The 23,572-nt window shown below is 63.4% G+C and carries 25 protein-coding genes; 5 read left to right on the top strand and 20 right to left on the bottom strand.

The window, feature by feature from the left end:
* Nucleotides 1-9 precede the first annotated feature (9 nt).
* The gene (locus B5X82_RS12580) at nucleotides 10-453 is read right to left on the bottom strand and encodes a PilZ domain-containing protein (protein ID WP_079648514.1); all 444 of its coding nucleotides are present in this window, start codon (nucleotides 451-453) and stop codon (nucleotides 10-12) included.
* Nucleotides 454-645: 192 nt separating this feature from the next.
* Nucleotides 646-1,212 carry an HNH endonuclease gene (locus B5X82_RS12585; protein ID WP_012049306.1) on the bottom strand — a complete coding sequence of 189 codons (567 nt, stop codon included), beginning with the start codon at nucleotides 1,210-1,212 and terminating at the stop codon, nucleotides 646-648.
* 175 nt (nucleotides 1,213-1,387) lie between these two features.
* On the opposite strand from B5X82_RS12585, the gene gluQRS reads away from it, so the two are divergent.
* From gluQRS to B5X82_RS12600, 3 genes are all read left to right on the top strand, one after another.
* Nucleotides 1,388-2,281 carry a tRNA glutamyl-Q(34) synthetase GluQRS gene (gluQRS, locus tag B5X82_RS12590; protein WP_079648515.1) on the top strand — a complete coding sequence of 298 codons (894 nt, stop codon included), beginning with the start codon at nucleotides 1,388-1,390 and terminating at the stop codon, nucleotides 2,279-2,281.
* A gap of 155 nt (nucleotides 2,282-2,436) precedes the next feature.
* Nucleotides 2,437-2,667 carry a twin transmembrane helix small protein gene (locus B5X82_RS12595; protein ID WP_047166713.1) on the top strand — a complete coding sequence of 77 codons (231 nt, stop codon included), beginning with the start codon at nucleotides 2,437-2,439 and terminating at the stop codon, nucleotides 2,665-2,667.
* Between the two features lie 13 nt (nucleotides 2,668-2,680).
* Nucleotides 2,681-3,265, top strand: a complete 585-nt coding sequence (locus B5X82_RS12600; RefSeq protein ID WP_079648516.1) for a cob(I)yrinic acid a,c-diamide adenosyltransferase — start codon at nucleotides 2,681-2,683, stop codon at nucleotides 3,263-3,265.
* 10 nt (nucleotides 3,266-3,275) lie between these two features.
* Here B5X82_RS12600 and B5X82_RS27240 read toward each other — a convergent pair whose 3' ends face one another.
* On the bottom strand, nucleotides 3,276-3,407 hold the full coding sequence (locus tag B5X82_RS27240; protein WP_268878229.1) for a hypothetical protein: 132 nt from the start codon (nucleotides 3,405-3,407) through the stop codon (nucleotides 3,276-3,278).
* A gap of 138 nt (nucleotides 3,408-3,545) precedes the next feature.
* Between B5X82_RS27240 and uvrA the strand changes: the two genes are divergently transcribed.
* Entirely contained in the window at nucleotides 3,546-6,605 is a 3,060-nt protein-coding gene (gene uvrA / locus B5X82_RS12605; RefSeq protein WP_079648517.1) for an excinuclease ABC subunit UvrA, read from the top strand.
* Between the two features lie 9 nt (nucleotides 6,606-6,614).
* Here the strand turns inward: uvrA and B5X82_RS12610 are convergent, their stop codons facing one another.
* Nucleotides 6,615-7,490 (bottom strand): DUF817 domain-containing protein, encoded by an 876-nt coding sequence (locus tag B5X82_RS12610; protein ID WP_235862684.1) that lies wholly within the window; start codon nucleotides 7,488-7,490, stop codon nucleotides 6,615-6,617.
* 166 nt (nucleotides 7,491-7,656) lie between these two features.
* On the opposite strand from B5X82_RS12610, the gene B5X82_RS12615 reads away from it, so the two are divergent.
* The gene (locus B5X82_RS12615; RefSeq protein WP_223811106.1) at nucleotides 7,657-8,301 is read left to right on the top strand and encodes an SOS response-associated peptidase family protein; all 645 of its coding nucleotides are present in this window, start codon (nucleotides 7,657-7,659) and stop codon (nucleotides 8,299-8,301) included.
* A 16-nt stretch (nucleotides 8,302-8,317) separates the two neighbouring features.
* On the opposite strand, the gene B5X82_RS12620 is transcribed toward B5X82_RS12615, so the two are convergent.
* From B5X82_RS12620 to B5X82_RS12695, 16 genes are all read right to left on the bottom strand, one after another.
* Nucleotides 8,318-8,773, bottom strand: a complete 456-nt coding sequence (locus B5X82_RS12620; protein WP_079648519.1) for a hypothetical protein — start codon at nucleotides 8,771-8,773, stop codon at nucleotides 8,318-8,320.
* A gap of 62 nt (nucleotides 8,774-8,835) precedes the next feature.
* Entirely contained in the window at nucleotides 8,836-9,681 is an 846-nt protein-coding gene (locus tag B5X82_RS12625) for an AAA family ATPase (protein ID WP_079648520.1), read from the bottom strand.
* Between the two features lie 70 nt (nucleotides 9,682-9,751).
* Nucleotides 9,752-10,429 carry a DUF6975 family protein gene (locus B5X82_RS12630; protein WP_139385096.1) on the bottom strand — a complete coding sequence of 226 codons (678 nt, stop codon included), beginning with the start codon at nucleotides 10,427-10,429 and terminating at the stop codon, nucleotides 9,752-9,754.
* 94 nt (nucleotides 10,430-10,523) lie between these two features.
* On the bottom strand, nucleotides 10,524-11,120 hold the full coding sequence (locus B5X82_RS12635) for a GNAT family N-acetyltransferase (protein WP_079648521.1): 597 nt from the start codon (nucleotides 11,118-11,120) through the stop codon (nucleotides 10,524-10,526).
* Nucleotides 11,113-11,796, bottom strand: coding sequence for a sugar transferase (locus B5X82_RS12640; RefSeq protein WP_079648522.1), 684 nt, complete (start codon nucleotides 11,794-11,796; stop codon nucleotides 11,113-11,115). The genes B5X82_RS12635 and B5X82_RS12640 overlap by 8 nt, the downstream gene beginning before the upstream one ends.
* A 1-nt stretch (nucleotide 11,797) precedes the next feature.
* Complete coding sequence (locus tag B5X82_RS12645; RefSeq protein ID WP_079648523.1) at nucleotides 11,798-12,985, bottom strand: UDP-N-acetylglucosamine 4,6-dehydratase; 1,188 nt, start codon at nucleotides 12,983-12,985, stop codon at nucleotides 11,798-11,800.
* Nucleotides 12,982-14,175, bottom strand: a complete 1,194-nt coding sequence (locus tag B5X82_RS12650) for a LegC family aminotransferase (RefSeq protein WP_176152550.1) — start codon at nucleotides 14,173-14,175, stop codon at nucleotides 12,982-12,984. The genes B5X82_RS12645 and B5X82_RS12650 overlap by 4 nt, the downstream gene beginning before the upstream one ends.
* Entirely contained in the window at nucleotides 14,172-15,356 is a 1,185-nt protein-coding gene (locus B5X82_RS12655; RefSeq protein ID WP_079648525.1) for a glycosyltransferase family 4 protein, read from the bottom strand. The genes B5X82_RS12650 and B5X82_RS12655 overlap by 4 nt, the downstream gene beginning before the upstream one ends.
* Before the next feature lie 135 nt (nucleotides 15,357-15,491).
* On the bottom strand, nucleotides 15,492-16,667 hold the full coding sequence (locus B5X82_RS12660; RefSeq protein WP_139385097.1) for a hypothetical protein: 1,176 nt from the start codon (nucleotides 16,665-16,667) through the stop codon (nucleotides 15,492-15,494).
* 189 nt (nucleotides 16,668-16,856) lie between these two features.
* Nucleotides 16,857-17,996 (bottom strand): N-acetyl sugar amidotransferase, encoded by a 1,140-nt coding sequence (locus B5X82_RS12665; protein ID WP_079648527.1) that lies wholly within the window; start codon nucleotides 17,994-17,996, stop codon nucleotides 16,857-16,859.
* Complete coding sequence (locus tag B5X82_RS12670) at nucleotides 17,993-18,754, bottom strand: AglZ/HisF2 family acetamidino modification protein (protein WP_079648528.1); 762 nt, start codon at nucleotides 18,752-18,754, stop codon at nucleotides 17,993-17,995. Before B5X82_RS12670 ends, B5X82_RS12665 begins: the two co-directional genes overlap by 4 nt.
* The gene (gene hisH, locus B5X82_RS12675; protein ID WP_176152551.1) at nucleotides 18,751-19,386 is read right to left on the bottom strand and encodes an imidazole glycerol phosphate synthase subunit HisH; all 636 of its coding nucleotides are present in this window, start codon (nucleotides 19,384-19,386) and stop codon (nucleotides 18,751-18,753) included. Before hisH ends, B5X82_RS12670 begins: the two co-directional genes overlap by 4 nt.
* A 5-nt stretch (nucleotides 19,387-19,391) precedes the next feature.
* The gene (locus B5X82_RS12680; RefSeq protein ID WP_079648530.1) at nucleotides 19,392-20,003 is read right to left on the bottom strand and encodes a serine O-acetyltransferase; all 612 of its coding nucleotides are present in this window, start codon (nucleotides 20,001-20,003) and stop codon (nucleotides 19,392-19,394) included.
* Nucleotides 20,004-20,150: 147 nt separating this feature from the next.
* Nucleotides 20,151-21,263 (bottom strand): glycosyltransferase family 4 protein, encoded by a 1,113-nt coding sequence (locus B5X82_RS12685; protein ID WP_176152552.1) that lies wholly within the window; start codon nucleotides 21,261-21,263, stop codon nucleotides 20,151-20,153.
* 41 nt (nucleotides 21,264-21,304) lie between these two features.
* A complete protein-coding gene (locus B5X82_RS12690) occupies nucleotides 21,305-22,543 on the bottom strand; it encodes a glycosyltransferase family 4 protein (RefSeq protein ID WP_079648532.1) in 1,239 nt (412 codons plus the stop codon).
* 1 nt (nucleotide 22,544) lies between these two features.
* Complete coding sequence (locus B5X82_RS12695) at nucleotides 22,545-23,531, bottom strand: SDR family NAD(P)-dependent oxidoreductase (protein WP_079648533.1); 987 nt, start codon at nucleotides 23,529-23,531, stop codon at nucleotides 22,545-22,547.
* Between the last annotated feature and the right edge of the window lie 41 nt (nucleotides 23,532-23,572).

The raw sequence follows: 23,572 nt of genomic DNA on the forward strand, positions 1-23,572 counted from the left end.
CCGCCGGCTTCATCCCGCCGAAAACCGGGATTTCCCCGGCTGCCAGGCGCCGAGTACGAAGAACCAGGAGAAAAGCGACCCCGGCTTCCGCCAGGATGGGGCGTCGGGCGCCTCGGACCGCGCCGCGCCGCGCTCGGTCGCGCTGGCGCGCAGCACCGTCACCGTGTCGTCGTCGAGCGGGCGATCGAACCGACAGCCGGCCTCCCGCCCGTCGGCCCAGACGATATGCGCGTCGACCAGCCCCTTGCCGGGCAGCGACAGGCGGATCGAGGTTTCGGGCGGAAGCTGCTGGTAGAGGCGGAGACGTGCGCCGCTGCTGGAGATGTCGATGATCCGGCAGGGCGAGCGGGTCGACGCCGCCGGCACGCCATAACGGGTGTCGAAGGCGGCCGCCCCGCGCGGCATGGCGCGGCGGTTGCTGCCGTCGCGGACCTGCACCTCGGACGAATACATTGGCCTTTTCCCCCGCAAAGCACCCAACCCATGGCCCGATTACGCGGCACCGGCGCAAGGAGCAACGGGATAGCGCGATTATTCCGGTTTCGTCACGACTCCCCTAGGAATCTGCTTGGAAATGCGCGGAAGAGCGCATTTCGACGCGGCACCGGCCCGCAATGCGCCGGCAGGCGCATCCCGAACAGCCCCTCAGGCCTCCAGCTCGACGTCCCAGTAGAGCCAGTCGCGCCAGCTCTGGTGAAGATAATGGGGCGGGAAGCTGCGGCCGTTCTCCTGCAGCTCCCAGCTGGTCGGGCGGCGCGGCGTCTCGAACAGGCGCATCCCGGCCTCGCGTGGGGTGCGGCCGCCCTTGCGCAGGTTGCATGGCGCGCAGGCGGTGGAGACGTTCTCCCACGTCGTACGGCCGCCCTGCGCGCGGGGGATGACATGGTCGAAGGTGAGATCGGACAGCGACCCGCAATATTGGCAGGAGAAGCGGTCGCGCAGGAACAGGTTGAAGCGGGTGAAGGCGGGGTTCTCCGACTGCTTCACATATTGGCGTAGCGCGATCACCGAAGGCAGCTTCATCGCGAAGGTCGGACTGCGCACCTCGCGCTCATAGTGCGAGACGATGTCGACACGTTCCAAAAAAACCGCCTTGATAGCGGTTTGCCAGTTCCACAACGAAAGGGGGTAATAGCTCAACGGCGTATAGTCCGCATTGAGCACGAGCGCCGGGCAACTGTCCGGATGCCGCATGAGATCGGAGTGGTACATGGTCGAACCAAGGCCTCCCGCAGGATGGAGAACCCATCCGCTTCGCCCTCGACCTTCCGTTCGCACACCGGAACGCCTATGGCCGAACCGGCCGCGCCCTCTGTGGCCACCCTTTCGCCGGAAAGCGTGACATGGGCATGACAGCATTTCCGTTGACTCCTCGTCAAGAGTCCGAATGAACGCCCCGTCGATTTCTCGATTCGCACCAAGCCCCACCGGGCGTCTCCATCTTGGCCACGCCTTCTCGGCGCTGTGCGCCCACGATCTGGCGCGGGCGAAGGGCGGACGCTTCCTGCTGCGGATCGAGGATATCGATCCGACCCGCTGCCGGCCCGAGCATGTCGCAGGAATCCTGGAGGACCTGCGCTGGCTCGGCCTCGGCTGGGACGGGGAAGTGGTCTTCCAGTCGGAACGGCTGCCGCTCTACGCCGCCGCGCTCGACCGATTGAAGGCGATGGGGCTCGTCTATCCCTGCTTCTGCACCCGCACCCGCATCGCCGCCGAGATCGCCGCGAGCGCCGCCGCCCCGCACGGCCCTGACGGCCCGCTCTATCCGGGCATCTGCCGCGACCTGGGCGAGGACGAGCGCGCCGCCCGGATCGCAGCGGGGGAGCCGCATGCCTGGAGGCTCGACATCGCACGGGCGGACGCGCTCGCCGGTCCGCTGGGGTGGCACGACGGCGTCGCGGGCGAAGTCGCCGCGACGCCCGAGGTCCATGGCGACGTCGTCCTCGCCCGCAAGGACGCGCCGACCAGCTATCACCTCGCCGTCACCGTCGACGATGCGGCGCAGGGCGTGACCGACGTGGTGCGTGGCGAGGACCTGTTCGCCGCGACCCATGTCCACCGCCTGCTCCAGGCGCTGCTCGGCCTGCCGGTGCCGCGCTACCATCACCACCCGCTGCTGACCGACGAGAAGGGCGAGCGCCTCGCCAAGCGCGCCGGATCGCCGACGCTGGCGTCGATGCGGGCGGAGGGCGCGGATGCGGCAATGCTCGTGAAAAAGTTACGGGCCCGATCCCCCCTCCCTTTCAAGGGAGGGGGTCAGGGGGTGGGTGGCGAGCGGTAGCGAGCCTTGCTCGATCGTCCCGCAGAACTCCGTAGAGGGGCATCGAGCCCCTCCACTGCGTACCCCACCCTCATCCCTCCCCTGAAGGGGAGGGAGACATTGGGCCTTATCGTTTTCCTTCGACCTGGAGGCCCGCCCGCGCTAGACCACTCCGCATGAGCGGAAACACCTTCTTCTTCATCCTGATCCTCGCCGCTATGGTCGCGACCGTGGTGGCGCTGGTGCGCGGGATCATCGCCTTCCTCAAGACGACCGAGGCCGACCTGAAGGCGGGCAGCATGAACCAGTCGGGCCTCAAGCAGAACCGGATGATGCGGATGCGGATCGCCTTCCAGGCGCTGGCGGTGATCCTCGTCATCCTGCTGCTGATCATGAGCCGCCAATAAGCGATCGCCATCGATGGTCCGACTGACGAAGATCTACACGCGCACCGGCGACCGGGGCGAGACCGGGCTGGTCGACGGGTCGCGCCTGCCCAAGAGCGCGCCGCGCATGGCCGCGATCGGCGATGTCGACGAACTCAATTCGGCGATCGGCGTCGCCCTGACCCACGCCTTGCCAGAGGACGCCCGCGCCCAGCTCGGCCGCATCCAGAACGAGCTGTTCGACCTGGGCGCCGACTTCGCCACCCCCGGCCCCGACTATGCGCCATCGGAGATGAGCCTGCGGATCGTCCCTTCGCAGGTCGAGCGGCTGGAGACGGAGATCGACGCGATGAACGCCGATCTCGAATCGCTGCGCAGCTTCATCCTGCCGGGCGGCGATCCGGGCGCGGCCGCTATCCACCTCGCCCGCGCGATCTGCCGCCGGGCCGAGCGATCGGCGGTGACGGCCGACGCCGACGTCGGGCTCAACCCGACCGGGCTCGCCTATGTCAACCGGCTGTCGGACCATCTGTTCGTGCTCGCCCGCTGGCTCAACCGGGCCGGCCCCGGACTCGACGGCTCCGGGGACATATTGTGGAAGCCCGGCGCGACGCGCTGACGGACGGAATTCAGCCCTGCTCGGTTGTGGGAAAATCCGCCGGATTGCCGATCATCCGGTCGACGCAGCCCAGCCCGATCGCCATGAACAGCGACGCGAGCAGCAGCGTGTGCGCCAGTTCCCGGCGGTTGATCGTGAACATCGCATCCCTCCGGCGCATGATCGGCCCGGCGCGGACAATCGCCCGACAGGGTTGAGAATCGATTAACCAGCGCCCAGATGGTGCGTGCGTCGACATGCCACCTTGCGCGCCGCGAACAAATCTGGAACATTTGCTGACATGCTGACTCATATTTCGGTGCGCGGCGCGCGCGAGCACAACCTCAAGGGCGTCGATGTCGAGCTGCCGCGCGACAAGCTGATCGTGATCACCGGCCTGTCGGGATCGGGCAAGTCGAGCCTCGCCTTCGACACCATCTATGCCGAGGGGCAACGCCGCTACGTCGAGTCGCTGTCCGCCTATGCGCGCCAGTTCCTCGAGCTGATGCAGAAGCCCGACGTCGACCATATCGAGGGCCTCTCCCCCGCCATCTCGATCGAGCAGAAGACGACGAGCCGCAACCCGCGCTCGACGGTCGCGACGGTGACCGAGATATACGACTATATGCGCCTGCTCTGGGCGCGGGTCGGCGTGCCTTATTCGCCCGCGACCGGGCTGCCGATCTCGGCGCAGACGGTCAGCCAGATGGTCGACCGCATCCTGCAGCTCAAGGAGGGCACCCGCTTCCTGCTGCTCGCCCCGGTCGTACGCGGCCGCAAGGGCGAGTATCGCAAGGAGCTGGCCGAATGGCAGAAGGCTGGCTTCACCCGCGTCCGCATCGACGGGGAGATGCACGAGGTCGAGGCCGCCCCGGCGCTCGACAAGAAGTACAAGCACGACATCGAGGTGGTCGTCGACCGGCTCGTCGTCCGCGAGGGGATGGAGACCCGGCTCGCCCAGAGCCTGGAGACCGCGCTGCGCCTGGCCGACGGCCTCGCCTATGCCGACCTGGTCGACACGACGGTGGCGGAGGCGACCTCCCCCTCCCTTTCAAGGGAGGGGGCCGGGGGGGTGGGTGACGCGAGTCCCAGTTCGTCCGGCGTCCGCGAGTTGCCTGCGTCGTTCCAATATGCCGAGGCCGGCGAGGGCGGGGCCGATTCACCCACCCCCCTGGCCCCCTCCCTTAAAAGGGAGGGGGGGCTGAAGAACGCCGGCGTTCCCGCCAACCGCATCACCTTCTCGGAGAAATTCGCCTGCCCGGTCTCGGGGTTCACCATCGCCGAGGTCGAGCCGCGGCTGTTCTCGTTCAACGCGCCGCAGGGCGCCTGCCCAGCCTGCGACGGCCTCGGCGAGAAGCTCTATTTCGACCCGCAGCTCGTCGTCCCCAACGAGGCGCTGTCGATCAAGCAGGGCGCGGTGGTGCCCTGGGCCAAGTCCAACCCGCCCAGCCCCTATTATATGCAGGTGCTGAGCTCGGTCGCGCGCGCCTATGGCTTCAAGCTGGAGACGCCGTGGAACGAGCTGCCCGAGGAGATTCGCGATACCGTCCTCTACGGCACCAAGGGGCGGGTGATCACCCTCACCTTCATCGACGGCCGCAAGAGCTACGACGTGCAGAAGCCGTTCGAGGGCGTGATCCACAATCTCGAACGGCGCATGCTGTCGACCGAAAGCGCCTGGATGCGCGAGGAGCTGGCCAAGTACCAGAGCGCCGCGCATTGCGAGGTGTGCGGCGGGGCGCGGCTCAAGCCCGAGGCGCTGGCCGTCAAGATCGCGGGCGAGGACATCTCGATGTCGACCCGCCGCGCGGTGGGCCCGGCGCTCGCGTTCTTCCGCGACCTGCCCAACCACCTCAACGAGCAGCAGAAGGCGATCGCCGAGCGCATTCTCAAGGAGATCGTCGAGCGGCTGGGTTTCCTCGACAATGTCGGGCTCGACTATCTCAACCTCGACCGCACCTCAGGCACGCTGTCGGGTGGCGAGAGCCAGCGCATCCGCCTCGCCAGCCAGATCGGGTCGGGACTTTCCGGGGTCCTCTACGTGCTCGACGAGCCGTCGATCGGCCTGCACCAGCGCGACAACGACCGGTTGCTGGTGACGCTGCGCCGGCTGCGCGACCTCGGCAACACGGTGATCGTCGTCGAGCATGACGAGGACGCGATCCGCACCGCCGATTATATCCTCGACATGGGGCCGGGCGCCGGCGTCCATGGCGGCGAGGTGGTGGCGTCGGGGACGCTCGACGACATCCTCGCCAACGAGGCGAGCCTGACCGGCGACTATCTGTCGGGCCGGCGCATGGTCGAGGTGCCGGCGAAGCGGCGCAAGGGCAACGGCAAGAAGGTCACCGTCCATAATGCGCGGGCGAACAACCTGAAGAACGTCACCGCGGCGATCCCGCTCGGTACCTTCACCTGCATCACCGGCGTCTCGGGATCGGGCAAGTCGAGCTTCACGATCGACACGCTCTACGCCTCGGCGGCGCGCCAGCTCAATGGCGCGCGCCTGGTCGCGGGCGCGCACGACAAGATCACCGGGCTGGAGAATTGCGACAAGGTCATCGACATCGACCAGTCGCCGATCGGCCGCACCCCGCGCTCCAACCCGGCGACCTATACCGGCGCCTTCACCAACATCCGCGACTGGTTCGCGGGGCTCCCGGAGAGCGAGGCGCGCGGCTACAAGCCGGGACGGTTCAGCTTCAACGTCAAGGGCGGCCGCTGCGAGGCGTGCCAGGGCGACGGCGTGCTCAAGATCGAGATGCACTTCCTGCCCGACGTCTACGTCACCTGCGACGTCTGCCATGGCGCGCGCTACAACCGCGAGACGCTGGAGGTGAAGTTCAAGGACAAGTCGATCGCCGACGTGCTCGACATGACCGTCGAGGATGCGGTCGAGTTCTTCAAGGCGGTCCCGCCGATCCGCGACAAGATGGCGATGCTGGCCGAAGTCGGCCTCGGCTACATCAAGGTCGGCCAGCAGGCGACGACCCTGTCGGGCGGCGAGGCGCAACGCGTCAAGCTCGCCAAGGAACTGTCGCGCCGGTCGACCGGCAACACCCTCTACATCCTCGACGAGCCGACCACCGGCCTCCATTTCGAGGACGTCCGCAAGCTGCTCGAAGTGCTCCACGCGCTGGTCGAGCAGGGCAACACCGTGGTGGTGATCGAGCACAATCTGGAGGTCATCAAGACCGCCGACTGGGTGATCGACCTCGGCCCCGAAGGCGGCGTGCGCGGCGGCGAGATCGTGGCGGAAGGGACGCCGGAGCAGGTGGCGAAGGAGCCGCGCAGCTACACGGGGGCGTATCTCAAGCCGCTACTGACGGCGGGGGCGAGGAGCGCGCAGGCGGCGGAGTAGATCCGAAGCTCACCCGGCCGGAGCGGCGGGTCCTTCCCGTCCATGCACCCGCTCCACCAGCACGAAGCTGATGATCATCAGCAGGTACCACGCGCCCAGCTTGGCGATCGGCACGAGGGTCCAGGCGTGGCGCTGGTGGGGGTAGCTCCAGGCGTGGGCGTAGGTGCCGATATTCTCGGCGAACCAGATGAACAGCGCGACCAGCAGGAAGCCGAGCAGCAGCGGCATCCGCCGATGCACACGGAACGGGCGGTAGTGGACCCAGGTCCGCCAGTAGAGCAGGCCGGTAGCCGCGAACAGGCCGAGGCGGACGTCGGGCAGCCAGTGGTGCGCGAAGAAGTTGACGTAGATCGCCGCCGCCAGCGCGACCGTCGCCCAGCGTGGCGGATAGTGGGTAAAGCGGAAGTCGAAGATGCGCCAGACGCGGGCGAGGTAGCTGCCCACCGCCGCATACATGAAGCCCGAGAAGAGCGGCACCTCGCCGATCCGCAGCACGCCCGCCTCGCGATATTCCCAGCTTCCGTGCGCGGTCTTGAACAGCTCCATCACCGTGCCGACGATGTGGAAGGCGAGGATCACCTTCGCCTCCTCCAGCGTCTCCAGCCGGAAGGCGAGCATAGCGATCTGGATCAGCAGCGCCGCGACGGTGAGGACATCGTAGCGCGCGACCGGCGCATCCGCCGGCCACCAGAGATGCGTCGCGAGCAGCAGCGCCAGCATCAGCCCGCCGAACAGGCAGGCCCAGCCCTGCTTGAAGCCGAACAGCAGGAATTCGTAGACGAAGGCCGGAAAGCCGCGCTCCGGCGCCGCCGCCTCCAGCCGCGCCCGCACCCCCGCGAAGCGCGTCGCGCCGGCCGGGCGGCCCTGGTCGTCTTCCTGCCCCATGCGGCCACCGGCATAGCGCGGCTTTGGGAGGACACCTAGTCTTTGCCTTCCCTTTCCCGTCATGCCAGCGGAGGCTGGCATCCATGTCTGTTCTCTCCCCGATGGCCATCTGGCCGAGGAGAGACATGGGCTCCTGCCTTCGCAGGAGCGACGGAGGTGGGAGCGCTTGCGCCATACGCGCGCACCCGCCACCTTCACGGGCATGTGCAACGAATTCTCCCGCAAACTCGATCTCGACCTGCTGATCACCGGCCTGAAGGAATACAGGATCATCGTCGGCGCGCCCGAGGGCCTGCCCAATATCGAGCCGACCGCGAGCGTGCGGATCACCGACCCGAGCGTCATCGTCCGCGCGCGGCAGGGGCAGGCCGAGCTCGTAACCCGGCGCTGGAGCTGGCCGGGGCAGAGCGGCAAGCCTGTCTACAACTACCGCGGCGAAGGGCGCGACTTCCGCAATTCGGCGAAGCAGGGCCGCTGCCTGGTCCCCGTCGACGGCTTCTACGAGTTCACCGCACCCGCCGACGCCGGAGCGAAGCGCAAGGACAAGTGGCTGTTCCGCTGGAAGACGGAGGACTGGTTCGCGATCGCCGGGCTGTGGAAGGCGGACGAAACGGTCGGCGAGGCCTTCACCCTGCTGACCTGCGAGCCCGGCCCCGACATCGCCCCCTATCACCGCCGTCAGGTCGTCCTGCTCGACCGGCGCGACTGGGCGGGCTGGCTCGACGGGTCGGTCCCCGCTCCCGAACTGATGCGGCCGACCCCGGCGGGGACGCTGAGCGTCGAACCCGCGGGAGGGCCGATGTTGCTGTGACGGAAGCCCGCGGGGGCTACACGATCCGGCTGCGCTCCGTGATCGGATCGAATCGGCGCATCACGACGCGGATGTCGGGGCCGGCGGTGCGGCCGATGCGGCCTTCGAACAGGTCGGCGGTGATCGCTTCGGCCGCCACGTCGAGCCGGAACAGCGGGGCGAGCGTGCCGAACACGCCGCGATAATCGCTGCCGAAACCGTGGCGCACCACCTGCAGCGAGGCGGCGAGCGTCGTCGGACCGTCGATCGCGAACTGGCCGTGGAAGATGAGCTGGCCGTCGCCGCCCGCCATGCGGTTGCCCTCGACGTGGAGGACGCCGCCATGCGTCTCGTCGTCACGACATCCGAACGGTCCGAAGCGCAGGGTCCACAGCCCGGCCATCGCCGCCGGCGTCAGCGGGTTCTGTCGCGGCTGGACAATCGGGGCGACGATCGGGACGTCGGGGCGGGAAAGGGTACGCGGCTTGGCCATGACAGGCCAACTAGCTGGTCTTGATGGAGAAAGGATGAATCCTCCCTCCGAAAAATCGCCTATCAGGCGCCCTGGCGACGGGCGAGGAAGGCGAGCCGTTCGAACAGCATCACGTCCTGCTCGTTCTTGAGCAGCGCGCCGTGGAGCGGCGGGATCGCCTTCTTGGGATCGCGGTTCTGGAGCACCTCGAGCGGCATATCCTCGACCAGCAGCAGCTTGAGCCAGTCGAGCAGCTCGCTGGTCGACGGCTTCTTCTTGAGGCCGGGGACCTCGCGGATCTCGTAGAAGATCTCCATCGCCTTGGCGACGAGCGCCTTCTGGATGCCGGGGAAATGGACGTCGACGATCGCCTGCATCGTCTCCCGGTCCGGAAATTTGATGTAGTGGAAGAAGCAGCGGCGCAGGAAGGCGTCGGGCAGCTCCTTCTCGTTGTTCGAGGTGATGACGACGATCGGCCGCTCCTTCGCCGCGATCGTCTCGCCCGTCTCGTAGACGTCGAACGACATGCGATCGAGTTCCTGCAGCAGATCGTTCGGGAATTCGATGTCGGCCTTGTCGATCTCGTCGATCAGCAGGACGGGGAGCTGCGGCGCGGTGAACGCCTCCCACAGCTTGCCGCGCCTGATGTAGTTGCGGATGTCGTGGACCCGCTCATCGCCGAGCTGGCCGTCGCGCAGGCGGGCGACCGCGTCATATTCGTAGAGGCCCTGGTGCGCCTTGGTGGTCGACTTGATGTGCCACTGGATCAGCGGCGCGCCCGCCGCGGCGGCGATCTCATGCGCGAGAACGGTCTTGCCGGTGCCTGGCTCACCCTTCACCAGCAGCGGGCGGCGCAGGGTGACGGCGGCGTTGACGGCGACCTTCAGATCGTCGGTCGCCACATAGTTGCTCGTCCCTTCGAAACGCACCGGCGCATTCTCCTGCCAAAACCCGTCGCCTAGTGGCGATAGGTTGGGGAGAAGTCGTTTGTCCAGCCCTTCAGGGCCCGGCGCCGTTGCGCGCCTCGGCCCGCGCCTCCAACAGCCCCCACAGGCCGCGATGCTGGATCAGCAGCTGCTGCGCGCCGAACATCATCGCACGGTCGACCGGCGCCTCGGCCACCGCGTCGGCGACCGCCGCCATCGTCTTGCGCGCGGAGGGGAGCGCAGGCGGGACGAGCGCGACGCCGAAGCGCTGAGCCGCCGCGTCGATCACGGAGCGGATCGCGCGCCAGTCGAGCACCAGCGCGATCGCCGCGCCGAGCGCGCAGCCGGCGCGGTCGGACCGGCCGAGCATGTCGAGCGCGTGCCGCTGCCCCGCTACCGCCGCCTCGCAGCGAGCCTGGCCCGGCGTGCTCGGCAGGGGGCCCGCCGCGACTACCACGCGCATCAGATAGGCGCGCTCGGCGGCGAAGCCCTCGACCGCCGCGTCGAGCCAGCCCCGCACCGGCCCGGCGGTGGAACGGCCCCGCGCCTGATCGATGACGCCGGCCCCGCCGCCATGGAGGCTGGACAACAGATGGACCGCATCGGCCAGGTCCCGCGATGCCTCCCGGCCGCGCGCGAAAATCTGGCTGGCGATATAGGGATGGCCCTTCGCCCCCTCCGCCTGGAGCAACGCGCCGACCGTCTCGACCGCGCCTGGACGCGCGGCCTCCTGCTTGTGAACATACGCCATACGCAACACATCCCGAATACAACCGGACAAGCATGGACGACAGGAACGCGCCGTCCACGCGAATCGGCATAGCGCGATCGGGGTAAATGGGCGGTTACGGCGGCGAAATTTTTCTGCGATCGCGGTCGACGAACAGGACGGACCCGGCATCGCCATGCACCTGTATCCGGGCGGCCGGCTCGGCGCCCATCTTCCGATAGAAGGCCTGGGCCGGGGCCAGGGCGTCGCCGACAACGATCATGAACTCGGCTATGCCCCGTTCGGCAAAGGCGGCGCGCAGGGCGGCGTAGAGCCGTTCGGCCACCCCCTGCCCCCGGAAATCGGGAGAGACCGCGATGCTGTACAGTTCGGCGGCGGGGAGATCGGCCGGCGCCTGCTTGCCCGTGTGCAGCAGCACTTCGGCGATCCGCCGCAGCTTGCGCGGCGAGAAGAGCACCGGCCAGAGCGCCCCGATCAGGGCGGGGAAACGCTTCAGCAGATGCCGGTAGACGGGCCCCAGTCCGGTCCCCCCGCTGACGAAGCCGCGCAGCCGCCCGGCCTCGACGTCGACGATCAGGATCGACGCGGGGCTGCGGTCGATCGCCTCGTAGAGCAGGGTCAGGAAACGGGGGCCGAGTTCGGACAGGAAGCCCTGGTCTATGGCCGCCGCGTGCAGCGCCGCGACCTCGCCATAGACGGCTTCGTCAGCCACGGCCGCGCAGGCCGAGCAGCCCGGCGAGCCGTTCGTCGGGGAAGGGCAGGCCGGGGAAGGCGCGCCAGACGATGTCGAGACGCGGCACCGCGACCACCCAGGCGGTGAGGGCGATCAGCTTGAAATAGGTGCCGAGCGAGCGGTTCCGCGCATACCATTCCTCGAGCCGCCCTTTGAACGGCATGATTGTCTCGTCATAGAGCCGGTCGGGATCGGCGTCGGCGTGCATCAGCTCCTCCTCGTCGCGGAAGACGATCGATCCGATGCCCGAAAGCCCCGGCCGGACGCCGATGATCGCCGCCTGCGACGCCGCCGGAAAGGCGTCGAAGCAGCGGCGCGTCTGCGGCCGCGGGCCGATGATGCTCATCGTGCCGTTGAGGATGTTGAGGAGCTGCGGCAGCTCATTGATCTTGGTCTTGCGCAGGAAACGGCCGAACGGCAGCACCCGCGGATCGCCCTTCAGCGTCACCGTGCCGGTGCCGAGGTTCGGGCTGTCCTTGAGCATCGTCGCGAATTTCCAGACGCCGAACATGGCGCCGCCGCGCCCGACCCGCTGCTGGCAGTAGAAGACCTCGCCCTCGCCGGTGCAGCGCAGGACGATCATCACCGGGATCAGGATCGGGGACAGCACCAGCAGCGCGAGGCCCGAGAAGAGGATGTCGAACGCGCGCTGCACGTCACATCCTGCCGTCGAGATAGCGGCCGGTGTCGAGATGCTTGAACTCCGGGATCATGCGGTTGAACAGGTCGACGATCGGGCCCTTCTCCCAGATTTCCCGGGCTCGAAGGGCTCCGACCTCCCGGGCGAACAGGTCGAGCAGCGCCGGATCATAGCCCATCTGGTTCTTGACGATGCCGACATTGGCGAAGCGATCGAGGTCGAGCCGCTCGCCCGCCATGAAGAATTCCTCGAAGTCCTTCTCCCCGGTCGTATCGCTGGCGAAGAAATAGCAGGGCCAGCGGCGCTGCGGGATCAGCTCGTCGACACGGGCGCGGGCCTCGTCCTCCGATCCGCACGCGACCGCCTCATAGCCGAGCGCCGCAAGATAGCGCGTCGCGATGTCGGAGAAGGTGGTGAGGTGGAGCTCCTCGCTGAGCTTGGGAAAGAAGATGTCGCGATTCTCGCCGAGCAGGCCCGACATCAGGCAGAGCTCGCCCGCTTCCTGCGGCGTGACGAAATAGCGGCGCACGTCGTTCGGCGCGGAGATCGGCTGGCGCTTGGCGAAGCGCTGGTTGAAGCCGTGCAGCAGCGAGCCGTCGGAGAAGGCGACATTGGCGAAGCGCGCGGTCGACACCGGCATCGTCTCGCTCTCCCGCATCAGGAACATCTCCATGATGCGCTTGCTGGCGCCCATCATGTTGACCGGGTTGGCCGCCTTGTCGGTCGACACGCAGAAATAGCGCCGGGCGCCGCCATCGCGCGCCTGGGCGAGGGTCTTCAGCGTGTTGAAGATGTTGACCTCGATCAGGCGCATCAGCGTGAAGGGGTCCTTTTCGGACCGGACATGCTTGAGCGCGCTCAGGTTGAAGACGAAGTCGTAGCCGCCCGACGCCTGCATCAGCGCCTCGAACTCGCGGCCGCCGCAGTCGATCGCGAAAGTGCTGAAATCGCCGTCGATATAGCCGAGCGTGCTGCGGATGTCGCGGACCAGCTCGACCATGTTGTTCTCGCTGACGTCGACGACGTGGAGCGCCCTGGGGCCGCGCTTGAAGATCTCGCGCGCGACGGCCTGACCGATCGACCCGGCGCCGCCAATGACGAGGAAGCGCGAGACGCGGACGGTTTCCGCCAATTGCGCTTCGTGCGCCGCGACGTCGGCGCCGAACAAGGGGCTCTCGCGGCCGACCAGATCGAGGATGTTCATGCTTTCAACCTGCCGAATTCGCTGTCGGGGACGCTGGAGGGAAGGTTGACGACGCGGTCGACCAGCCAGCGCGCATTGTCTAGCCCGTCATTCTGACAATCGGCGTACATCGGCAGCTCGCTCATCAGCTGCCAGATCGGCCGCGTCATCACGCCGGCCGCGTTGCTCGCCTCCAGGAAGGCGTCGCGCGCCGCCCGGTCGTCGAGGATGATCGCGTTGAGCCAGTGGTTCGGGGTCGTCCCCTCCGGCGCCGCGACGAAGCGCAGGCCGTGGGCGGCGCAGAAATCCCGGTAGCGCGCGGCCACCTCCGCCTTGATCGCCAGCATCGCGGGCAGCGCCTCCATCTGGGCGACGCCGAGCGCCGCGTTGAGGTTGGGCAGGCGATAGTTGAAGCCGATCTCGTCGTGGAAGAACTCATAGGGGTGCGGGCGCTTGGCCGTGGTGGTGAGATGCTTGGCGCGGCGGGCCAGCTCGGCATCGTCGGTCACGATCACGCCGCCGCCGCCGGTGGTGACGATCTTGTTGCCGTTGAAGCTGAACGCCGCGAGCGTTCCGAAGGTGCCGGTGTGGCGGGCGCCGACGAAGCTGCCGAGCGACTCGGCGGTATCCTCGACCAGGACGAGGCCGAACTCGTCGCACAGCGCAGCGATCTCGGCGATGCGACAGGGGATGCCGAAGGTGTGCATCGGCATGCAGGCGGCGATCCGCGCGCCGGTCGCAGCGTTGACGGTGCGGCCGCCCTCGCGCCGCGTATTCGCCTCCAGCCAGCGGCGCAGCGCCGCCGGGCTCATACCCAGCGTGTCGGGATCGACGTCGACGAAGACCGGGCGGGCGCCGGCATAGCTGATCGCGTTGCAGGTGGCGATGAAGGTGAGTGCCTGGGTGACGACCTCGTCGCCGCGCTCGACCCCGGCGACGACCAGCGCGGCGTGGAGCGCGGCGCTGCCGTTGACGGTGGCGATGCCGTGCGCGGCGCCGGCGAAGGCCGCGACCGTCGCCTCGAACTCGGCGACGCGCGCGCCGACCGAGGAGACGAAGTTCGAATCGATGCAGTCGACCGTATAGGCCCGCTCATTGCCCTCGAAGACCGGCCGGTGGAGCGGGATCGGGCCCGCCCCATAGATGTCCCGGATCGTATCGACGAGGGCCGCGAGCGCGGCGGGGACGACGGAGGAAGAGGCTGGGTTCATGAGCGGCATCCCGCCTCGATAGCGGCATCCGGCGTCCGGGTCAGCCCGGGACGACCGGGACCGGGGCGATCGAGGCCGAGATGGGTCATGAGGGTTTCGTTCACTGCGTGGACGTCATATTTTTCGCGCGCGATGCGCAGGCTCTGCTCGCCCATCGCGGCGACGGCTTCGGGGTTCTCGATCATCCAGCCCATCCGGTCGGCCAGCACGTCGGCGTCGCGCGCCGGGACGAGGAAGCCATTGACGCCGTCGACGACGGTTTCGCGACAGCCGGGCACGTCGGTGGTGAGGATCGCCCGCCCGGTGGCCATCGCCTCGAGCACCGAGCGGGGCGTGCCTTCGCGATAGGAGGGCAGAACATAGGCCGAAGCGGCCGCGAGCGCCGGTCGCACGTCGCCGAGGCCGCCGAGATGATCGAGCCCCTGCGCCTGCCATTCGGCCACCGCCGCCGGCGCGACACCGTCGGGACCTTCGTCGAAATAGCCGACGAGCGAGAAGCGCGCCGCGGGGTGGCGCGCCTTGAGCCGGATCGCGGCCTCGGCATATTCGCGCACGCCCTTGCTCTTCAGCAGGCGCGCGATCATCAGGAAATGCGGCGCGTCGGGCGGGGGAGCCGGCCGAAAATGATCGAGATCGACGCCCGAGCCGTTGACCATGCGCACCTTGCCCGGATCGGCGAGGCAGCCGGCGGCGATGAAGTCGTCGCGATCGTCGGGATTCTGGAACACCACCACCGCGTTGCGATCGGTCGCGCGGCGATAGAGCCAGGTCTGGAGCTTCTGCACCAGCGCGCGCTTCCAGTTACGCTCGCCGGCGTCGGTGAAGGCGAAGCCGAGCCCGGTGACCATCGCCGCCGACCGGACCCCGGCGGCACTGGCGGCGAAGGCGCCCCAGATGTTCGGCTTGGCGGTGTAGCTCAGCACCAGATCGGGCCGGAGGCGGCCCATCGCCCGGTAGAGGCGCCAGCCATAGAGCAAGTCGTGGACCGGGTTCATCCCGGTGCGGCTGAGCGGCAGATCGAGCGGCGTGGCGCCGAGCCGGCGAAGCTCTTCGAGCAGCGGCGCATCGATATCCGGCGCAACCGCGACGACCTCATGCCCGGCCGCAACCAGCGCCGCAATCAACGGCCCGCGAAACAGCACCAGCGACGGCGCGTAAGATGCCAGGAGGACGACCTTCAATGTTCCCGGCGCTCTTGTCTGCTCTGGACAACACAATGGCATCGAGCGCTCCATTCTGCCGGTTCAAGGACTGCGGCGTCCAATCTCGATACAACAGATGCGCGGCTGCCTTCCTCTCCACGGACTTTATCGCCTTTATTGTCGGGCCGGAGGCCAATTGAACTGGTCATAGGCCGCTTCGCGCCGCCGGTTAGGAAAGCAAGCCAGCACGAACAGCAAAAGCATCGGCATGTACATCCACTTCTGACGCAACGCTATTCCCAGATTGGCTGTCGTATTTGAGAAAATTATCCAAGATATCATCGCGAATACAACGTAGAACCATTTTGCCCCAGATGGCAAATCGGCGCTCACCCTGTATTTATTTAGCGCACCTCTAATTACAACACCAAGAATAAATAGGTTTTCTAGACTAGCGACCAGCCCCATCCCGCCCCCAACACCGAAAAATAAAGGAGCAAAGGCGCAGTAAAAGAGTCGCATCGCCATATTCATGCTAGAAATATCGATGGATGAACCACCTTCCAGGTTAACCGACTGTCGATATTCGAGGAACTCGTAGACATCGTCTGAAGTACCAATGTCGCCAAGTCCGATTGCTGACAGCGCGAACTGAAGCGCCACCACACAGATCGCCAGAGACATGCCCCCCAGGATGATCTTCCTGCCTGCACTCATCCGATTCGAGAAGATCACCGAAGCCGTCAATGCAATGACGATGACGGCAACGACATGCGGCCGCACTAGGGTATAAGCGAGCACTGCGAGCAGGATCGCAACCCACCGCTGCCTAATGTTTAATATGCCCCAAGCAAGCAGCCCCGTTCCGAAGAAGGCCAAGGCATCCTTTCCGATGGCGACAGACCAGAAGCTAACCCCCGGCAGGAAGATGAAGAGCGTCGAGAACCGCCGCACGTTTTGGCTTTTGACGGCGAGGATTTCTCTTAAAGCCCCGGCATATGCCGCAAGCCCTATCGCTCCGATAATGTTGAAGACTAGGAAGACCCCGATGTACGATAAGTTCAGGCCTTGGGTGAAAATCGCTGTAAATGCGTCCACACCCTTGGTGCCGAGCCCGAATTCGAGCCGCGGATTGAAGGATCGCCTAAAATAACCGGGCGCGTCGGCCGAGTTATCAAGAGTGAACCACGCGTAGTAAATACAGAAAAGAGTATGCCAGATATAGATGCACATCGACATCGTAGAATCGAGGGATTTTATCGGGCGTTGAGCGAAATAAGCAGCACCAGCACAGACAATGAGAAGAGCCGTAAAAATATCCCACGGCGATTCTGCGAGGATTATATCCATCGAGCAGCCTTCCCAGGCTCAGCATATAGTGATCGGATCCCATGCGATGCCAGCTGCGTTTGAGCCAGCTTTATTGTCACGGCAATCCTGCATCCGCTCTTCCGGGCGAGGTTCGGCTGTTCGCGCCACAATATTCCGGAGCCGCCTCGGCGTAGCTGAAAGCACATGAAAAATTTGTCCTCCCCGCGATCACCAACGCAGTCGACCGACCCCCAGGTTGAATTTCCGATAGAGGAATAGAAGGTTCTGATACAAGCGGACTTCGGAAGGATAGTCGGTATGCGGCTTCTCCCCGCGACCCATATAGTCCCGGAATTTCTCCTCGCTCCATCCCATCTTCTTAATGAAATAACGACGATCCGCCTCCATCTCGGCTTCGCTGAGATAGGCAATCCCGGCAGCCCGCTCGAGGGCTTCGTCGCGGGTCATCTCGCCACCCATGATCAAGCTCGACAGGTGCGGCTTCCTCTTGTCAACATTGAACTTATAAGGAAGAATATATCCCTGATAAAATCGCGTGAACACCGATTCATAATGTTTATGCGGATACGGTTTATAGGAAAATTCGTCTTTTAGGATTTCCAAGGCCTGATATTTCTTATAATCCAGAAGATCGAGAAATGATATCCATTTTATCTTATTGAATATCAAATAACGAGCCATATCAAAAGTTCCGATAGAAGGGAAACTTTTTAGTTTTGGCCCTCCAAATCTTTTTGAAATTCCAACAATATTGGTTTTGTCTGACTTATACCAGTTCCATGCCTTCGGAATATCGACCCCCTCGGTCGCTATATTTGTTCCAGCTAGAATATATTTTAAGCCATACCTCCTCGCTTGCTTATAATTCACGGCCAACATTGCGTTGTCGTATAAAACTTCGACGTCGATCACATCCGCGTCAAAGAACGCATCCATCAGCCCACGGATTTCCGGCCAGTCTATGACATGAGTATAGAGGTCGACGCCCAACCCGCGAACGAGGTTAGAGATATTGCTTTGTGCCAGCTCGGAATTCCATCCGCTGTCCATGTGAACCGCGAGCGGCCTGAGACCCAGGCGCACCGCCTGGACGAGCGTCCAACTACTGTCGACTCCTCCAGATAGGCCTATGATACAATCGTATCTTTTACCCTTGCCGGCAGCCTTTACCATCCCGACCAGAGCACTGAGCCGCTCAATTCTCCGGTTTTCGTCAGACGCGATATGTTTTTCGCGCTTGGCCAGAAAGCTCGAGCAGTAATTGCAGTTTCCGTCTTCATCGAACCTTATGTCCGGAGCGGTAGTATCCATGATGCATCGATTGCAAATCTGCTGTTGTTCGCTCATGCTTGTGCCCACAATTCAAGAAGCTCGTGCCGTCGGGGATAGCTGATGAGAACGGCCCGATGCGTACCCTGAAATACAAAAAAAGCGCCCGCCGCTGCGGCGCTGGCCCCTGCATCCCGCGCGAACTTGAAATCCTGCAATTTACCGACGCCGCCGATAGCCGTGATCGGCACATCGACGAGCTTCGAGGCCTCCTCGACCATGTCAAGATCCATGCCGAGCCGAGTGCCATCGAGGTCTACTGCGTTCAGGAGCACCTCCCCCGCGCCCTCCCGCACGAACTCGACCACCATATCCTGCCAGCTCGCAAAAGGGAATTTCACGCCCGATTTGCAGAAAATCTTGCGACGTCCCAGCCAGTCCCTCTTCACATCGACCGAAGCTACGACGGCTTGGGAGCCGTATAGTTCGGCGATTTGTCGGACCAATTGACGATCAGTGGCTAAAACCGATTGCAGCACCACCTTTTCAATGCCCAGATCGAAAATCCTCTTCGCTTGATCCAGCGTCTTGACGCCACCACCGTACCCCATGGGCATGAAGCATTCGCTTGCGAGTTGCTCGATCAGGTCGAAATCAGGCTCGCTCCCCTTCGCGCTCGCGTCGATATCGATGACTATTAGCTCGTCGACCTCCTTCTCGTTGAAAATCCTGATCGCGTTGATCGGATCGCCAACATATTTAGGCTTGCGGAATTTCTCGGTCTTCACCAGCCCGCCATTGCTGAGAAGCAAGCAGGGAATAATACGAAAGTTCATCTCAGAACCTCCGAAAACCGCCTCAACAGCGCCATTCCATAGCGGTGACTTTTCTCTGGGTGGAACTGAACTCCGAAAACATTCCCGTTGCGGATGACCGATGGAAAATCATAGCCGTAATGGGCGATGCCAAGGACACTTTCGTTGCTATCGCACACCGCATGATATTTATGGGTATGGTAGAAGCGCTGCTCTTCGTCCCCAAGGGGCAGCAGGGGATTGTCACGGGTCGGCGTGACGGCGGCCCAGCCCATATGCGGCACCTTGAGCTTGGCATCCTTGAGCTGAAAGGCCACGACATCTGCCTCGATCAAGCTCAACCCTGCGCGACTCCCTTCTTCGCTCCCGCGACACAACAACTGCATGCCCAGACAGATACCAAGGATCGGCACCCGTCGCTCCAGAGCAAGATGGTTCAGCACATCCAGCCATCCGCCATCAACAATCGCAGCCATCCCGCTGTCGAACGCGCCGACGCCGGGTAGCACCAACCTGTCACAATCCCGCGCACGTTGGGGGTCCACAACGATATCTGCCTCGAGCCCAATATGCTCGAACAGCCTCTGGATGGATTTTATGTTGCCGAAACCAAAATCGGCGATCGTGATCCCAGGGGTAGCAGCTTTGCCCAATGCCGTTATCCTTTCTGGAGATTGTCTTCTTTGCCGACCGCGAACGGCCGAACTACCCGGGCACCGGTTTCACCTTCCGATAGAACCTTCGCCGGGACGCCGGCGATCAGCAACCCATCCTGCTTGAAGTCCTTGGTGACGACGGCGTTAGCGCCAATCGTGCAGTTTGACCCGATCCTGATCGGCCCGTAGATTTTTGCGCCCGGCCCGATATAGACATTGTCCCCCAGTCTTGGCGAGAAATCGGCAGCTTTCTCAGGATCGACGAAGACCGCCGCACCGCCGATATGAACTCCCATATGAATGCGGCAGTTCTTTCCGATCCGGGTTGTTGGATCTATGATCAGAAGCCCATGATGAACAATCGCTACACCGGGTCCAAAGATATTCAGCCCTAGGCTGAAACCTAACTTCACCGATAACATACGAAACCAGAACAATGTTGGCAATCGGATAAAAATAGTCTTTTTGGTATTAAAGCAATATTCGGTAATCCGCATCACAATTGTAAATCGCAAAACTGGATCGAGGATCCAGTTCTTAACGCTGAGTGCTTTTCCAGCACTTTTCAGGTCAGCGCTGATATAGACTCTGAGGTCGTTATAATTTTGGATCATAACTCACCTTGGCTGCGGCGAAGATCATCTTTGCAAACGATGTCAGCATCGCTGGGCAGCGCGAAAAAAAGCGCGGACATTTGCCAGGACGAGCGGCAGGTCGCCAGATCCCGACAGCCGCGTGACACAGAAGCTCGAATCTGCGGCTCATCCTATCAAGCGTTGCTCGCTGTAGAGCGCGCCCAGTTTTGCGGCAAGCTCGCCGGGGCGGAATTTTCCCAAGCGCTTGCGCCCCTTTTCGGTCAGTTCTGAGCGCAGCTCTTCAGATGCAAGCAGACTGTCCATCGCCGAACACATCGCTTCGACATCCTGAGGATCGAAATAGAGCGCGGCTTCGCCGGCAATTTCGCGAAAGACGTCGATATCGCTGATAATCAACGGGCAAGACATGGCCATCGCTTCCAGCAGTGGAATACCGAACCCTTCATATAAAGATGGAAACGTCAATGCGGTAGCGGAGCGGTAAAGGTCGAAGAGATGGGCATCGGAAATGTTGCTGTGCAAATGAACACGCGCACCCAGACCAAGCTGTACGACGAGTTTATGGATGGAAGCCTCGGCGCCATTGTCCTTGCCAACAATAATCAGCTGGAGGTCGGGTCTATCGTTGGCTAGGACCGCAAAGGCTTGGACCAGACGGGCGTAATTCTTTCTGGTCTCAAAATGGCCGACGGCCAAGATATATGGCGCGGCACAAACGTCGGAGGCTATGCTTTCGACCGATGAAAAATGCTCGAGAAAGGCGGCAGGAACGCTGTTCTGGATCACTTCGATCCGACTGGCGGGGTAATGGCGCGACAATTGCCCGGCCATCGCCTCGGAGACAGTTATCACGCGATACCCGAGCGCACGGCAGAACCACAGCGATAGCTTGTAGGCGTAATAGGATATCCTGCTGGATGAGATGTCCAGCCGCCGGATATCATGGACCGTGAGCAACCGTCTCGTACTGCGCAACAATGTCGGCGGCTGAGACAGGTCATCGATCATATCGAATTTCGGGATCGCCAGAGCAGCCAGCGGAAGCGCAGCAAAGAACAATCGCCTGAGGAGTTTGTCCGTGCTCTTAAACGGTAGCCGGATCGCCCGAACATTGTCCAAAGCCTGGACATCGGGTGGCAAGTCGTAGTCCTTGCTCACGATTAACGTGAACATGCTTCCCTTGTGCGCCGAAAAAAGGAGGGGGTGAAGGTTTTCAAAGCGGCTTCTTGCGCCGCTTGGACGCGCGCCGAAGCTACTCGCGTTTATCAAGATGCTCATCGCTCGATCCTTCGACCGGCGCTTCGGAAGGATAGCGATCGTCATCCGGCCCGACCCAGGGATTGATATGCCGCCAACTCGTTAGCGTAGGCCACCACGGGCGACAGCAAGTCCATCGCCCTTTCCCGCACCGCCTTACCCATTGCCATTGCGAAACCCGGATCGCTAAGTAATCGCTTCGCCCCCGAGGCCATGGCAGCGGTGTCGCGCGCAGGCACGAGAATACCGGTCTCGTTAGTCCGGATCAGGTCCCCTTGCCAATCGAGATTGTAGGCGACGATGGGCCGGGCGGCAAATGCGGCCTCGGCCAGCGCTCGACCGGTCAGGGGCGAAAGCACTACGGCAATGTGGGGAAGCAACGCCAACAACTCGTCCTGAGACATGTTGCCGAGGAATATCACCCGATCATCGAGCCCTGCGGCCGTTACCCGCGCCTCAAGCGTTTCTCGAAGTGGACCGTCGCCAATCAGCAGCAGGCCCGCGTCGACGTCTTGTGCGGCAAGAATATCGAGGACGTCGAAGCAATCCTCGACGTGCTTGATCGCCGAGAGGCGACCGACATGGGCCATCCAAGGGCGTTCCCCCAATCTCCCAACGAGCGCGGCATCGCCTATGGCCGGCCGCTCCAGCGGCGGGGACTGATGTTTCGGATCGACCATCCCACCATAGCGCACGATATGGATATTCTCGCGGCCGGCCCCTTTCGAGATCGCAAACGCGGCGTAATTGTTGCTGGGGGCGATGATCGCGTCGGCGCGCGAAATGACGAACTTTTCGATCCATTTCTCCACCGCAATCGATCGGGTGAATCTAGCCTGAGTCGGCTTGCCCGTCGAAGCACGGATCAGGTCGTTATTGGCCGGGATACGCACCACAAACCCGACCCGTACCAGCCGCGAAACTATCAAGCCGATGAGCCCGCAGAGAAGCGGATCGCCGGCGCGTACGGCATCGATTTTTTCCCTGCGCGCCAACCTGACCAAGGTGAAGGCGAAGTCTCCGATCGCCAGAAGCGCATTCGGAAAGGGCATCCGCGAGAGGGCGGCGAACCTGCCAAACCGCCCTCTCACGAAGCGATGACCTTCGTCGATCGTCTCGACCCTGGCCCGCCCGAACCGCGACTCGGCACTGGCTGAAGCGTCGCGCATATCGAGGGGATGGGCTGAGATAACCCTATCCCAATAGCCATTGAGGTGCCGGATGTTCAGCACGTGGGTGAGCGCCCGCTCTCGGATCTCAGCGAGCGTGTAGGACGAATCGATGTACAGCAGCCTGCGCACGTCAGTTCAATTCAAGGAATCCGTCGATGTCCGAAAGCGAGGACTGGAGGGTTCCCCAGAAGTCTAAATTGAACTCGATGTCCAAGTCAGTGCGCACCTTGATATTATCGATATCGAAATTCATGATATCGCCCACCAGCGGTGGTCCGTGCTCAACCTTGATGTCGTTGCGACTGGTGAATTTCAGCATGTTGGTGGCAAGGTCATTGATGGTAACCCGGATGCCCGAAGCCGCGTTGTAGACTTGGCCCCTAGCCGCCGGCGTGGTAGCGCTACGCAGATTCACCTCGACCAGATCCTTAACATAGGTGAACGACCGAACCTGCTCACCATGGCCGAAGACGACCAGGCTTTTCCCCTCGACGATGTTGCGCATGAAAATCGAGACGACGCCACCGAACTCATTAGATTCCTGTCGCGGCCCGTAAACATGAAAGTAGCGCAGGATCGTCGTGTCCATGTCATAGAGTTGGTGGAAAGTATCGACATAGCGCTCACCGGCTAGTTTGGAGACCCCGTAATAGGACACCGGCCGCAACGGGTGGGTCTCATCGGTGGGAAAGATCGACGGCTCGCCATAGACCGATCCGGTCGAGGCATGGACGAACTTTCGTACCCCATGTTCCTTGGCCAACATGAGTAGGTTCAGCGCACCGCCCGCATTTACCTCCAGGTCTTTTTGGGGGTCGTGCAAGCAGATGTTCTTCTTCGAGGCCGCATTGTGGAACACAGTGTCTAACCCGTCGAAGATCTCGTGCATCCTCTCACCGGTGTCGCAGACGTTGCCCTTAATGAAGGTGTAGTTCGGGTTCTTTTCGAAGATCCGCACATTTACCATTCGACCAGCCGACATGTCATCGAGCGCGACAACCCTTGCTCCGTGTTCGAGCAGCGCTTCGCAGATATGCGAACCGATAAACCCGGCGGCACCTGTCACCAGCACCTTGCGGCCGGCCAACGGCTGAATCGTGTCGGCAGTGTCAGTCATGCAGTATATCCTTGATGTATAAAATTTTTTCTAGAAACCCC

Origin of the sequence: Rhizorhabdus histidinilytica, from assembly GCF_900167915.1 — a bacterium.
Taxonomy (GTDB): domain Bacteria; phylum Pseudomonadota; class Alphaproteobacteria; order Sphingomonadales; family Sphingomonadaceae; genus Rhizorhabdus; species Rhizorhabdus histidinilytica.